Genomic DNA, 12,477 nt, shown 5'->3' with positions numbered 1-12,477 from the left:
GTAGGAGCGCGCCCTGCGCGCGAAATCGCGGGCAGGGCCCGCTCCTACCGTTCACAGCAGGGCATGGACCGCACGCAGACAATAAAAAACGCCGCTTCCCGTGAAGGGAAGCGGCGTTCCTTTATGGCTGACGCGCTAACGTATGGCTGACGCGCCAACGCCTCAACGCTTGGCCAGCAGCTCCCGGCCGCGCGCCACGGCGGCGTGGACCTGGGCGGGGGCGGTGCCGCCGATGTGGTCGCGGGCGTTCACCGAGCCTTCCAGGGTCAGCACGGCGAAGACGTCGTCGTCGATCTGGTCGCTGAACTTGCGCAGTTCTTCCAGGCTCATCTCGGCCAGGTCCTTGCCGCTGTCCACGCCGTACTTCACTGCGTGGCCGACGATCTCGTGGCAGTCGCGGAAGGGCAGACCCTTGCGCACCAGATAGTCGGCCAGGTCGGTGGCGGTGGAGAAGCCGCGGCGGGCCGCCTCGCGCATGATCTCGCGCTTGGGCTTGATGGCCGGGACCATGTCGGCGAAGGCGCGCAGGCTGTCGCGCAGGGTGTCGGCGGCGTCGAACAGCGGTTCCTTGTCTTCCTGGTTGTCCTTGTTGTACGCCAGCGGCTGGCCCTTCATCAGCGTCAGCAGGCCGGTGAGATGGCCGAACACGCGGCCGGACTTGCCGCGCACCAGTTCCGGCACGTCGGGGTTCTTCTTCTGCGGCATGATCGAGGAGCCGGTGCAGAAGCGGTCGGGCAGGTCGATGAACTGGAACTGCGCGCTGGTCCACAGCACCAGCTCTTCGGAGAAGCGCGACAGGTGCATCATCGCCAGGGAGGCGGCGGCGCAGAATTCGATGGCGAAGTCACGGTCGGACACGCCGTCCAGCGAGTTGCCGGAGATCGCTTCGAATCCCAGCAGTTCGCAGGTGATTTCCCGCTGGATCGGGTAGGTGGTGCCGGCCAGCGCGGCGCTGCCCAGGGGCATGCGGTTGACGCGCTTGCGGCAGTCCACCAGGCGCTCGTAGTCGCGGCTGAGCATTTCGAACCAGGCCAGCAGATGGTGGCCGAAGGTCACCGGCTGGGCGGTCTGCAGGTGGGTGAAGCCGGGCATGATGGTGTCGGCTTCCGCCTCGGCCAGGCCCAGCAGGCCCTGCTGCAGGCGGGTGATCTCGGCAAGGATCAGGTCGATCTCGTCGCGCAGCCACAGGCGGATGTCGGTGGCCACCTGGTCGTTGCGCGAACGGCCGGTGTGCAGCTTCTTGCCGGTGATGCCGATGCGGTCGGTCAGGCGCGCCTCGATGTTCATGTGCACGTCTTCCAGGTCGACGCGCCAGTCGAAGCTGCCGGCCTCGATCTCGGCCTGGATCTGCTTCAGGCCGTCGATGATGGCGTCGCGCTCGGCGTCGGTCAGCACGCCGGCCTTGGCCAGCATGGTGGCGTGGGCGATGGAACCCATGATGTCGTGGCGGTAGAGGCGCTTGTCGAAGTCGACGGAGGCGGTGAAGCGGGCGACGAAGGCGTCGACGGGCTCGCTGAAGCGGCCGCCCCAGGACTGGTTGGTCTTCTCTACGCTCATGGATCTCTCTCGCGGAAACGGGCAGGCGCGTTCGCTGCCTGCAGGAAGGGCAAAGTCCGACGATAATAGCAGGCTGAAGGTCAAAAACGGCGTGCGCCGCGACGGGTGTGGTGGGGGGAAGGACAAGGGCGCCCCGCCCGGGCGCGGCGCAGTCGACATTTCGGTGCTCGAATTCGCCCGGCAGGCTACGAGCCGCTTGCCGAGGCGTGGAGGCTTGCGGAAACTTCGTCGATGCCAAACCAAGCCAAGACCGGCGACCAGCCGGCAACCCAAGACGATTTCTTCATTCCCGAACTGTGCCAGAGCGAAGCGCTGTTCAGCCTGGTCCTGCTGGCCGAGCTGCTGGTGCTGGTACTGGTGCTGGCCGAGCCGATGACGCCCAGCTTCAACTGGGTGCGCCTGGCCCTGGCCTCGCTGTTCGTGCAGTGGATAGTGCTGCTCTCGGCCGGCCTGCTGTGCCGCCTGCGGCCGCTGCTGGCGCGCTGGCCGGCGTGGGGCGCGGGGCTGGCCAGCTGCCTGCTGGTGGTGCTGCTGACCCTCGGCTGCACCGCGGTGGCCGACTACTACGCCCTGGGCGGGCCGCTGTCGATCAAGGGCGAGGTCAACCTGTACCTGCGCCATGCGTTGATCGCCCTCATCATGTCGGCCTTGTTGCTACGCTACTTTTATCTGCAGAGCCAATGGCGCAGGCAGGAACAGGCCGAGCTGCGCGCGCGCATCGAGTCGTTGCAGGCGCGCATCCGTCCGCACTTCCTGTTCAACAGCCTGAACAGCATCGCCAGCCTGATCGAGCTGGACCCGGGCAAGGCCGAACAGGCGGTGCTGAACCTGTCGGACCTGTTCCGCGCCAGCCTGGCCAAGCCGGGGACTTTAATTTCCTGGGGGGAGGAACTGGAGTTGGCCAGGCGCTATCTTTCCATAGAGCAGTATCGCCTGGGCGACCGGCTGCAACTGGATTGGCAGGTGAGCGGCGTGCCCGACGGCGTGCCCATCCCGCAGCTGACCCTGCAGCCACTGTTGGAGAATTCATTGATCTACGGTATCCAGCCGCGCATCGAAGGCGGCCTGGTGAAGGTTGAGGCGGACTATCGTGACGGTGTGTTCCAGCTGTGCGTGAGCAACCCTTACGACGAGTCGACGCAGACGCTGCCCACGAAGGGGACCAAGCAGGCGCTGCAGAATATCGCAGCGCGAATTGCGGCACTTTTCGGGCCAAAAGCGAGTCTCAGCGTCGAACGCCGTGACGGACGGCACTACACCTGTCTACGCTATCCATGTGCGCGTCTCATGCAGGAAGCCTGAGCTTATGAATGTCCTGATCGTCGATGACGAACCCCTGGCGCGCGAGCGCCTGGCCCGACTGGTGGGGCAACTGGACGGCTACCGCGTCCTCGAACCCTCCGCCAGCAACGGCGAAGAAGCGCTGGCGCTGATCGACAGCCTGAAGCCGGATATCGTCCTGCTGGATATCCGCATGCCCGGCCTGGACGGGCTCCAGGTCGCCGCCAAGCTGTGCGAGCGCGAAGCCCCCCCGGCGGTGATCTTCTGCACCGCCCACGATGAATTCGCCCTGGAGGCCTTCCAGGTCAGCGCGGTCGGCTACCTGGTCAAGCCGGTGCGCGCCGAGGACCTGGCCGAGGCCCTGAAGAAGGCTTCCAGGCCCAACCGCATCCAGCTGGCGGCGCTGACCAGGCCGCCGGCCGCCGGCGGCCCCGGCCCGCGCAGCCACATCAGCGCGCGGACGCGCAAGGGCATCGAGCTGATCCCCCTGGAGGACGTGATCTTCTTCATTGCCGACCACAAGTACGTGACCCTGCGCCACGACGGCGGCGAGGTGCTGCTGGACGAGCCGCTGAAGGCGCTGGAGGACGAGTTCGGCGAGCGTTTCGTGCGTATCCACCGCAACGCCCTGGTCTCGCGCGAGCGCATCGAGCGCCTGCAGCGCACCCCGCTGGGGCATTTTCAGCTTTACCTCAAGGGCCTGGACGGCGACGCCCTGACCGTGAGCCGGCGCCACGTCGCCGGTGTGCGCCGCTTGATGCACAACCTTTGAGGGCTGCAGGCGCGCCGAGGCGCTTTTCGTAGGAGCGAGCTTGCTCGCGAACCGCACGGCACCGCGTTTGTTCGCGAGCAAGCTCGCTCCTGCGAGAGGCCGGATAGGGTTCGCTGGCGAAGCGCAATCCCAGGGATGGTCCGAAAGCCTGCTTTGGCGTCGCAGGGGGGAAAGCCTGGGCGCCGAAGCCTGTTATCATCCCCGGCAGTCCTTTGTCCGGAATTGCCCATGTCGTCCCGCGAAATCCGAATCGCCACCCGTCAGAGCGCTTTGGCCCTGTGGCAGGCCGAGTACGTCAAGACCCGCCTGGAGCAGGCCCACCCCGGCCTGCGCGTGAGCCTGCTGCCGATGACCAGCCGCGGCGACAAGCTGCTCGATGCGCCGCTGGCGAAGATCGGCGGCAAGGGCCTGTTCGTCAAGGAACTGGAGACCGCCTTGCTGGAAGGCGCGGCCGACATCGCCGTGCACTCCATGAAGGACGTGCCCATGGACTTCCCCGAGGGCCTGGGCCTGTACTGCATCTGCGAGCGCGAGGACCCGCGCGACGCCTTCGTCTCCAACACCTACGCCAGCCTCGCCGAGCTGCCCGCCGGCAGCGTGGTCGGCACCTCCAGCCTGCGCCGCCAGGCGCAGCTGCTGGCCAGCCGCCCGGACCTGCAGATCCGCTTCCTGCGCGGCAACGTCAACACCCGCCTGGCCAAGCTCGACGCCGGCGAATACGACGCCATCATCCTCGCCGCCGCCGGCCTGATCCGCCTCGGCTTCGAGGCGCGCATCCGTTCCAGCATCGGCGTCGAGGACAGCCTGCCGGCCGGCGGCCAGGGCGCCGTGGGCATCGAATGCCGCAGCGCCGATAGCGAGATCCACGCGCTGCTGGCGCCGCTGCACCACGCCGACACCGCGCTGCGGGTGACCGCCGAGCGCGCGCTGAACAAGCGCCTCAACGGCGGCTGCCAGGTGCCCATCGCCTGCTACGCCGTGCGCGAGGGCGAGCAGCTGTGGCTGCGCGGCCTGGTTGGCCAGCCCGACGGCACGCAACTGCTGCGCGCCGAAGCCCGCGCGCCCCTGGCCGAGGCCGAGGCGCTGGGCGTGAAGGTCGCCGAAGACCTGTTGGAACAAGGCGCGGCCGACATCCTCGCCGCCGTCTATGGCGAGGCCGGCCCGCAGTGAGCCACTGGCGCCTGCTGCTGACGCGGCCGCAGGACGAGTGCGCGGCCCTGGCCGCCAGCCTCGCCGAGCACGGCGTGGCCAGCGCCAGCCTGCCGCTGCTGGCCATCGAGCCGCTGGAAGAAACCCCCGAGCAGCGCAGCCTGCTGCTCGACCTGGACCGCTACTGCGCCGTGGTGGTGGTCAGTAAGCCCGCCGCGCGCCTGGGCCTGGAGCGCATCGATCGCTACTGGCCGCAGCCGCCGGCGCGCCAGGACTGGTTCGCGGTCGGCGCGGCCACCGCGGCTATCCTCGATGACTACGGCCTGCGCGTGCATCACCCGGAGAACGGCGACGACAGCGAAGCGCTGCTGGCCCTGCCGGCACTGGCCCGCGCCCTGCAGGTGCCCGGGCCGCGGGCGCTGATCCTGCGTGGCGAAGGTGGCCGGGAATTCCTCGCCGAGCGCCTGCGCGGCCAAGGCGTGGCGGTGGATTATCTGGAACTCTACCGTCGCGTGCTGCCGGGCTACCCGGCGGGCGAGCTGGCGCGGCGGGTGCGCGACGAAGCACTGAACGGCCTGGTGGTGAGCAGCGGCCAGGGCCTGGAGCACCTGCTGCGCGTGGCCGGGGAGGACTGGCCGCGGCTGGCCGGGCTACCCTTGTTCGTGCCCAGCCCGCGGGTCGCCGAACTGGCCCGGGAAGCCGGTGCGCGACACGTGATCGATTGCCGCGGGGCGAATGCCGCGGCCCTGCTGGAGGCGCTCAGGGGCGCCGACGAAGAATAATTTCCGAGCGAAGGATGGACCTGTGAGCGAAGCCGTCACTCCCCAAGACACCCCGCAAGATACCCCCGTCGAGCCGACCCCGCCCGCTCCGGCCCGGTCCGGCAACGGCCTGGCCCTGCTCGCCCTGCTGGTCGGCGTCGCCGGCCTCGGCGTCGGTGGCTGGGGGCTGTGGCAGACGCAGCAGCTGCAGGCCCGCGACCAGGCCCGCGCGCAGCAGCTGGAAGAAACCCGCGGCGAGGCGCAGAGCCTGCTGAACCACAACAGCGCGCTGGACAAGCGCCTGGACGCGCTGCCCAGCGCCGACGAGCTGGAGGCCCGCCGGCGCCTGGTGGTCGAGCTGCAGGGCGACCAGCAGCAACTGGCCCAGCAGTTCAAGCAGGTTCTCGGGCAGAGCCGCCAGCAGTGGCGCCTGGCCGAGGCCGAGCACCTGATGCGCCTCGCCTCGCTGCGCCTTTCCGCGCTGCAGGACATCGACAGCGCCACCCAACTGGTGCAGGGCGCCGACGACATCCTCCGCGCGCAGAACGACCCGGGCGCCTTCGCCGCCCGCGCGCAACTGGCCAAGAGCCTCGAAGCCCTGCGCAGCCTGCCGCAGCCGGACCGCACCGGGCTGTTCCTGCAACTCGGCGCGCTGCGCGAGCAGGCCGCCCAGTTGCAACCGCTGGAGCCGAGCTTCAAGGAAGGCCCGGGCAAGGCCTCGACCACCGCCTGGGGCGACGGCAGCAGCACCCTGGACCAGTGGTGGGAACGCATCTCGCGCTACGTGCGCATCGACTTCAACGCCGGCCAGGACGTGCGCCCGCTGCTCTCCGGGCAACAGCTGACGCGCGTGCGCCTGGCCCTCAGCCTGGCCCTGGAGCAGGCGCAGTGGGCCGCGCTCAACGGGCGCCAGGAAGTCTACCAACAGGCCCTGAAGCAGGCCCGGCAGATCCTCGGCGACTTCTTCAACGCCGACCTCGCCGACAGCCGCGCCCTGGGCCTGCGCATCGACGAGCTGGCGCAGCAGCCGGTGGCCGTGCAGGTGCCCGACCTGACCCCGGCGCTGGGCGCCCTGCAGGCCTACGTGGTGCGCCGCGACCAGGCCGCCCTCGATCAGCAGCAGGCGCCCGCCGCGCCCCAGGCGGAGGGTAGCCAATGAGCCGCGTCTACCTGCTGGTCCTGGCCCTGGTGGTCGCCGCCACCCTGGTCGGCCTGGCCATCGCCGAGCAGTCGGGCTACGTGCTGATCGCCTACAAGAGCTTCCGCTACGAATCCAGCCTGTGGACCTTCCTCGCCCTGCTGGCGCTGGTCTGGCTGCTGTACCTGGCGGTGCGCCTGGTATTGCGCCTGGTCGGGGTGTCCGGGCGGGTGGTCAACCCCTGGTCGCGCTTCAACCGCCGCCGCCGCGCCGAAATGGCCGAGGAACACGGCCAGCGTGACCTCGCCGAAGGCCACTGGGCCCCGGCCCTGCGCCACCTGCGGCGCGCCGCCGAACTGAACCAGCACAGCCTGTCCAGCTACCTGGGCGCGGCCCGCGCGGCCAACGAGCTGGGGCGCTTCGACGAGTGCGACCAGTTGCTCGACCGCGCCCTGGAACGCCAGCCCGGCACGGAGCTGGCCGTGGGCCTGACGCGCGCGCAACTGCTGATCAACCGTGGCGCCTTCGAACCGGCCCGCGCGGTGCTGGTGAAGCTGCACGAGGAACACCCGCGCCACCCCACGGTGCTGCGCCTGCTCCAGCAGCTCTACGTCAGCCTGCAGGACTGGCGCCCGTTGCTGGCCCTGCTGCCGGAGCTGCGCAAGGAGCGCGTGCTGGAGAACGCCCAGCTCAGCGACCTGGAGCGCCGCGCCTGGATCGCCGCCCTGGAAGCCGCCGGAGAGCAGGGCGTGGGGCAGGGCGAGACGGCCCTGCAGCCGCTCACCCAGACCTGGCAGAACCTGCCCGCCAACCTGCGCGCCCAGCCGCTGCTGGTCGCCGCCTATGCCCAGCAGCTGCTGCGCCTGGGCGCGCCCGAGGAGGCGGAGAAGGTCTTGCGCCAGGCCCTCAAGGAAGGCTACGACGAACGCCTGATGCTGCTCTACGGCAAGGCCCGCGGCGGCGACCCGGCACGCCAGCTGCAGAACGCCGAGGCCTGGCTGAAGAAGTACCCCGACGACCCCGTGCTGCTCCTGTCCCTGGGCCGCCTGTGCCTGGCCGACAAGCTCTGGGGCAAGGCCCGCGACTACCTGGAGGCCAGCCTGGCCCGCCAGCACAGCGCCGAGACCTGCGCCGAGCTGGCGCGGCTGCTGGCGCACCTGGGGGAAACCGAGCGCAGCAACAGGCTGTTCCAGGAAGGCCTGGGTCTGTTCGGCGCGCCCGTAGGCAGTGCAGTCCAGTTGCCTGCGAAAGCGTAAGACGGTTCGGATGAAACGCGGCGCCCTCGGGCGCCGCTTTCGTTTGGGCTGACAGCTGCCGCCTACTTGCCGGCCTGCTTGCCGACGTAGCGGATGCGGTAGATCGCCCCGGCCATGTCGTCGCTCACCAGCAGCGACCCGTCCGCGGCCACCAGCGCGTCGGCGGGGCGCCCCAGCACTTCCTCGCCGGGTTGCAGCCAGCCCTCGGCGAACAGGCTCTGGCGTTTCAGCGAGCCGTCCGCGTTCAGCTCGACGCGCACCACCCGGTAGCCGACCTTGCGGCTGCGGTTCCACGAGCCGTGCTCGGCGATGAAGACGTTGCCGCGGTACTCGGCGGGGAACTGCTCGCCGCTGTAGAAACGCATGCCCAGCGCCGCCACGTGGGCACCGAGGCCGGCCACCGGCGCCACGAAGGCCGAGCAGGGGCGCTGGGCGAACTGCGGGTCGGCGATGCGCCCGGCATGGCAGTCCGGGTAGCCGAAGTCGTCGCCGGCCTTGCCCACGCGGTTCAGCTCGTCGTCGGGCTGGTCGTCGCCGAGCAGGTCGCGGCCGTTGTCGGTGAACCACAGCCGGCCCTGGGCGTCCCAGTCGAAGCCCACGGTGTTGCGCACGCCATAGGCCACCACTTCGCGCTGGCTGCCGTCCGGCTGCATGCGCTGCAGGTTGGCGTAGCGCTCGCGGTCCGGGCGGCAGATGTTGCAGGGCGCGCCCACCGGCACGTAGAGCTTGCCGTCGGGGCCGAAGGCGATGAACTTCCAGCCGTGGTGCGTCTCGCCGGGGAACTGCGGCGGCAGTTCCTCGGGCTTTGGCGGCGCATCCAGGTGCGTCTCGATGTCGCGCAGCACGTAGAGGCGGCTGACAGCCGAGACGTACAGATCGCCCTGGTGGAAGGCCACGCCGCTGGGCATCTTCAGGCCGCTGGCGATCACCCGCGGGCGCTGTTCGCCGGGGCGCAGGGCGTACACCTTGCCGGCCTCGCGGCTGCCGACGAAGAGCGTGCCCTCGCTGCCCAGGGCCATGGCGCGGGCGTTGGGGACCTGGTCGCTGAGCACCTCGATGCGGAACCCTTCGGGCACCTTGAGCCGCTCCACGACCGAGGCGGCGAATGCACCGGGGAGGGGGACGAACAGCAGCGCGGCGAGTAGGATCAGCTGTCGACGCATGGTAGGAATTCCCTGATGGCTGTCCGGCCCAGTCTAGCCCGCCGCCTTGAAAGGCCCGCGGAATTTCCTCTACCGTAGCGGCCTTTCCGAAAATGCCGTGCCACTGGAGCCGCCATGAACCTGGCCAGCCCGCGTTCCCTGTTCTTCCTCGCCTTCCTCGCCTGCGCCGCCATGCTCGGCGCCGGTTTCTACCTGCAGTACGTCGTCGGCCTGGAACCCTGCCCGCTGTGCATCGTGCAGCGCATCTTCTTCGCCGGCGCCGGGCTGTTCTCGCTGATCGCCGCGCTGCATGGCCGCGGCCGGCGCGTCTACTCGGTGCTGGTGCTGCTCTGCTCGCTGGGCGGGGCCGGCACCGCCGGCCGGCAGATCTGGCTGCAGACCCTGCCGCCGGACCAACTGCCGTCCTGCCTGCCGCCGCTGGACTACATGATGCAGACCATGCCCTACGCGGACATCCTCTGGACCATGTTCCACGGCTCGGCCGACTGCGCCGAGGTGACCTGGACGCTGCTCAGCCTGAGCATCCCGGAGTGGAGCCTGCTGGCCTTCGTCGGCTTCGCCCTGTTCGCCGTCTTCCAGTTTCTGCGCCGCGGCTGATCGCCGCGCGGCGGCAGAACTGTCCTTCGGCGCGAAGCCAGCGCCGTCGCGGGTTGCCGATTAAACGCTCGTATGAATTTTCCCACGAAAGGTGTCTTGAAGCGGACATCCCGCGGGCATACTCTGGTCTTCCGCACCGCCGGGATTCCGCCATCAGAGCGGTAGAACGCCGGCGAGTGCCCGCATTCGACAGAGAACTGTCCCGCCGCGGAACCGCCGGGACAGGCCGAGGGAAGCGAGGACAAGATGCTCGAGAGCTGCCGCAATGCCCAGGAACGTTGGGGAGGCGTCCACCAACTGATCGACCGCTGGTTGCGTGACCGCCAGGAACTCATCCAGGCCTTCGATTCGCTATCCGGACCCCAGGCGCCCGCCGTCAATGGCGAGGGGCTGGAGAACTTCTGCCAGCGCCTGGTCGACTACGTCTCCGCCGGCCACTTCGAGGTCTACGAACAGCTGATGGACGAGGCCAAGGCCTTCGGCGATGCGCGCGGCCTGGAACTGGCCAAGCAGATCTACCCGCGCCTGGAAGCCATCACCGCGTCCGCATTGAACTTCACCGACCGCTGCGACAACGGCGATTGCCGCGAAGGCACCTGCCTCACCAACGAGTTGAAGCTGCTGTGCCAACAGCTTCACGAGCGTTTCGAACTGGAAGATTGCCTGATCGAGGTGCTGCACAACGCCCACGAACAGCGCACGGTCACCGCCTGATTCTGGCGGGCGGGAAAAGGGGCGCGGTCCTTGCGGACGCGCCCTTTTTTCATGCCCGCGAAAACCTCGTCGAGGTGGCTGAAAGCCGCGTACTACGAGGCTTACAGCCATTCGGAAAGTTCCGCCTGACGGCCTCGTGGCGGCAGTCTGTGGCGTCGTTGGCGAGGGTGTCGCTGGAGATGGCGTGCCCGCGGGCTGCTGTCCGGCCTGTGGAAAAACGGCTGCAGATTGTGCCTGGCGCGGGTTTCAGCTTTATGGGGGCGTTGGCGAGAGGGCCTGCGCGGGTCTAGTATGGGCGCAACCACGTACGCCAGGAGGCACGTCATGTCGGCCAACAAGAAACCTGTCACCACCCCTTTGCATCTGCTGCAGCAACTTTCCCACAGTCTGATCGAGCACCTGGAGACCGCTTGCAAGCAGGCCCTGGTGGACTCCGAGAAACTGCACGCCAAGCTGGAAAAGCAACGTGCCAAAGCGCAGGACAAACTGCACAAGGCACGCACCAAACTGCAGGAAGCAGGCAAGTCCGGGAAGGCCAAGGCACAAGCCAAGGCCAAGGCCAGCATCGCAGAGCTGGAAGAGGTGCTGGAAACACTGAAGGGCCGTCAGGCGGAAACCCGCGCCTACATCGCCAACCTCAAGCGTGACGTCCAGGAAAGCCTGAAACTGGCCCAGGGCGTGAGCAAGGTGAAGGAAGCGGTCGGCAAGTCGCTGGCCACCCGCAAGCCGGTTGCCGCCGCCAAGCCTGTCGCCGCCAAGCCGGTGGTCAAGGCTGCCGCTGCCAAGCCTGCCGCCAAACCGGCCGCCAAGGCCGTTGCCGCCAAGCCGGCTGCCAAGGCTGCTGCCGCGAAGCCCGCCGCTAAACCGGCTGCCAAGGCTGCTGCTGCGAAGCCCGCCGCTAAACCGGCTGCTAAAACTGCTGCTGCGAAGCCCGCCGCCAAACCGGCTGCCAAGGCTGCTGCTGCGAAGCCCGCCGCCAAGCCGGCTGCCAAAGCTGCCGCTGCGAAGCCCGCCGCCAAGCCGGCTGCCAAAGCTGCCGCTGCGAAGCCCGCCGCCAAGCCGGCTGCCAAGGCTGCTGCTGCGAAGCCCGCCGCTAAACCGGCTGCTAAAACTGCTGCTGCGAAGCCCGCCGCCAAGCCGGCTGCCAAAGCTGCTGCTGCGAAGCCTGCCGCCAAGCCGGTTGCCAAAGCTGCTGCCGCGAAGCCCGCCGCCAAACCGGCTGCCAAAGCTGCTGCTGCGAAGCCCGCCGCCAAACCGGCTGCCAAGTCTGCTGCTGCGAAGCCTGCCGCCAAACCGGCTGCCAAGCCTGCTGCTGCGAAGCCTGCCGCCAAACCGGCTGCCAAGCCCGCTGCTGCGAAGCCTGCCGCCAAACCGGCTGCCAAGCCCACCGCTGCGAAGCCTGCTGCCAAACCGGCCGCCAAGCCCGCCGCTGCGAAACCCGCGGCCAAGCCCGCCGTCGCCGCCAAGCCTGCAGCTCCGGCCGCTACCCCGGCTGCTCCCGCTGCCCCGGCCGCGTCGACCGCTCCGGTCGCCAGCGCCGCACCGGCTCCGGTAGCGCCGAGCGCTCCGGCCGCCACTCCGAGCAGCGCTTCCTAAGACGCCGCTCGCGAAGCCGCCGCGGTGCGCAGCTGTTGCAGCGCACCGCGGCGTGCCTTCCCCGCTTCGCCGGCGCAGCCCTGCAGCCAGGCGTCCAGTTCGCTTCCGGCCTCTTCCGTCCAGTCCCGTCCCGCTTCCGCCAGCCGCTCCAGTTGCAGGCGTTCGGCGCGCAGCTCCAGCGTTTTCAGGGTTTCCCGTAGTTCTTCCAGATGGGCGTCGTCCTGCGCCCCCGCCTTCCACTGTTGGCGCAGCGTCCGCAGCGGCTTCACCACCTCGCGTTGCCAGTTGGCGGAGGCCTTCGCCAGGGTGTCCAGGCGTTGTCCGGAGCAGGCCCGGCCGCGAGCGGCGAACCAGGCCCCGGCCAGCAGCAGGCAGACGTCGGCGCCGGCTTCCTGCAGCTCCAGGCAGGCCGCCTCGACGCCCGGCTGCGCGTAGAGGTCGAGGGCGAACGACCAGATATCTTCTGTCATAGGGCTCCCACAGCGGTTGCGCG

At 69.2% G+C, this 12,477-nt stretch carries 12 protein-coding genes; 9 read left to right on the top strand and 3 right to left on the bottom strand.

The genetic code is table 11. The annotated features are described in order from the left end of the window. Positions 1-162: 162 nt before the first annotated feature. The gene (gene argH / locus PM1_RS28665) at positions 163-1,557 is read right to left on the bottom strand and encodes an argininosuccinate lyase (RefSeq protein ID WP_009615040.1); all 1,395 of its coding nucleotides are present in this window, start codon (positions 1,555-1,557) and stop codon (positions 163-165) included. A 231-nt stretch (positions 1,558-1,788) separates the two neighbouring features. On the opposite strand from argH, the gene PM1_RS28660 reads away from it, so the two are divergent. The 6 genes from PM1_RS28660 (at position 1,789) to PM1_RS28635 (ending at position 7,914) form a co-directional block, all read left to right on the top strand. Further along, positions 1,789-2,859 (top strand): sensor histidine kinase, encoded by a 1,071-nt coding sequence (locus tag PM1_RS28660; protein ID WP_009615041.1) that lies wholly within the window; start codon positions 1,789-1,791, stop codon positions 2,857-2,859. A 4-nt stretch (positions 2,860-2,863) separates the two neighbouring features. Next, a complete protein-coding gene (gene algR / locus PM1_RS28655; RefSeq protein ID WP_009615042.1) occupies positions 2,864-3,610 on the top strand; it encodes an alginate biosynthesis regulator AlgR in 747 nt (248 codons plus the stop codon). 228 nt (positions 3,611-3,838) lie between these two features. Beyond that, positions 3,839-4,780 carry a hydroxymethylbilane synthase gene (gene hemC, locus PM1_RS28650; RefSeq protein ID WP_009615043.1) on the top strand — a complete coding sequence of 314 codons (942 nt, stop codon included), beginning with the start codon at positions 3,839-3,841 and terminating at the stop codon, positions 4,778-4,780. Then, entirely contained in the window at positions 4,777-5,541 is a 765-nt protein-coding gene (locus PM1_RS28645; protein WP_009615044.1) for a uroporphyrinogen-III synthase, read from the top strand. The genes hemC and PM1_RS28645 overlap by 4 nt, the downstream gene beginning before the upstream one ends. 22 nt (positions 5,542-5,563) lie before the next feature. Beyond that, positions 5,564-6,679, top strand: coding sequence for a uroporphyrinogen-III C-methyltransferase (locus PM1_RS28640; protein WP_009615046.1), 1,116 nt, complete (start codon positions 5,564-5,566; stop codon positions 6,677-6,679). Continuing rightward, positions 6,676-7,914 (top strand): heme biosynthesis HemY N-terminal domain-containing protein, encoded by a 1,239-nt coding sequence (locus PM1_RS28635; protein WP_009615047.1) that lies wholly within the window; start codon positions 6,676-6,678, stop codon positions 7,912-7,914. Before PM1_RS28640 ends, PM1_RS28635 begins: the two co-directional genes overlap by 4 nt. 62 nt (positions 7,915-7,976) lie before the next feature. On the opposite strand, the gene PM1_RS28630 is transcribed toward PM1_RS28635, so the two are convergent. Beyond that, the gene (locus PM1_RS28630) at positions 7,977-9,077 is read right to left on the bottom strand and encodes a PQQ-dependent sugar dehydrogenase (RefSeq protein ID WP_009615048.1); all 1,101 of its coding nucleotides are present in this window, start codon (positions 9,075-9,077) and stop codon (positions 7,977-7,979) included. 114 nt (positions 9,078-9,191) lie between these two features. On the opposite strand from PM1_RS28630, the gene PM1_RS28625 reads away from it, so the two are divergent. The 3 genes from PM1_RS28625 (at position 9,192) to PM1_RS28615 (ending at position 11,984) form a co-directional block, all read left to right on the top strand. Continuing rightward, positions 9,192-9,674 (top strand): disulfide bond formation protein B, encoded by a 483-nt coding sequence (locus PM1_RS28625; RefSeq protein ID WP_009615049.1) that lies wholly within the window; start codon positions 9,192-9,194, stop codon positions 9,672-9,674. Positions 9,675-9,920: 246 nt separating this feature from the next. Further along, a complete protein-coding gene (locus PM1_RS28620) occupies positions 9,921-10,388 on the top strand; it encodes an Rsd/AlgQ family anti-sigma factor (RefSeq protein WP_009615050.1) in 468 nt (155 codons plus the stop codon). A gap of 324 nt (positions 10,389-10,712) precedes the next feature. Beyond that, entirely contained in the window at positions 10,713-11,984 is a 1,272-nt protein-coding gene (locus PM1_RS28615) for an AlgP family protein (RefSeq protein WP_174407164.1), read from the top strand. Here PM1_RS28615 and PM1_RS28610 read toward each other — a convergent pair. Beyond that, positions 11,981-12,454: a TIGR02444 family protein gene (locus PM1_RS28610; protein ID WP_009615052.1), complete on the bottom strand. Its 474-nt coding sequence runs from the start codon at positions 12,452-12,454 to the stop codon at positions 11,981-11,983. The genes PM1_RS28615 and PM1_RS28610 overlap by 4 nt on opposite strands. Between the last annotated feature and the right edge of the window lie 23 nt (positions 12,455-12,477).

The organism is Pseudomonas sp. M1, from assembly GCF_022760135.1.
Lineage (GTDB): Bacteria > Pseudomonadota > Gammaproteobacteria > Pseudomonadales > Pseudomonadaceae > Pseudomonas > Pseudomonas citronellolis.
Note: the sequence above shows the minus strand (reverse complement) of the source record. Positions and strands in the feature narration are given on the sequence as shown.

Bases quoted from the DNA above. Each gene is read 5' to 3' on its own strand.
- argH (WP_009615040.1), bottom strand. From the start codon at position 1,557: ATGAGCGTAGAGAAGACCAACCAGTCCTGGGGCGGCCGCTTCAGCGAG.
- PM1_RS28610 (WP_009615052.1), bottom strand. From the start codon at position 12,454: ATGACAGAAGATATCTGGTCGTTCGCCCTCGACCTCTACGCGCAGCCG.
- hemC (WP_009615043.1), top strand. From the start codon at position 3,839: ATGTCGTCCCGCGAAATCCGAATCGCCACCCGTCAGAGCGCTTTGGCC.
- PM1_RS28615 (WP_174407164.1), top strand. From the start codon at position 10,713: ATGTCGGCCAACAAGAAACCTGTCACCACCCCTTTGCATCTGCTGCAG.
- PM1_RS28630 (WP_009615048.1), bottom strand. From the start codon at position 9,077: ATGCGTCGACAGCTGATCCTACTCGCCGCGCTGCTGTTCGTCCCCCTC.
- PM1_RS28620 (WP_009615050.1), top strand. From the start codon at position 9,921: ATGCTCGAGAGCTGCCGCAATGCCCAGGAACGTTGGGGAGGCGTCCAC.
- PM1_RS28635 (WP_009615047.1), top strand. From the start codon at position 6,676: ATGAGCCGCGTCTACCTGCTGGTCCTGGCCCTGGTGGTCGCCGCCACC.
- PM1_RS28660 (WP_009615041.1), top strand. From the start codon at position 1,789: ATGCCAAACCAAGCCAAGACCGGCGACCAGCCGGCAACCCAAGACGAT.
- PM1_RS28625 (WP_009615049.1), top strand. From the start codon at position 9,192: ATGAACCTGGCCAGCCCGCGTTCCCTGTTCTTCCTCGCCTTCCTCGCC.
- algR (WP_009615042.1), top strand. From the start codon at position 2,864: ATGAATGTCCTGATCGTCGATGACGAACCCCTGGCGCGCGAGCGCCTG.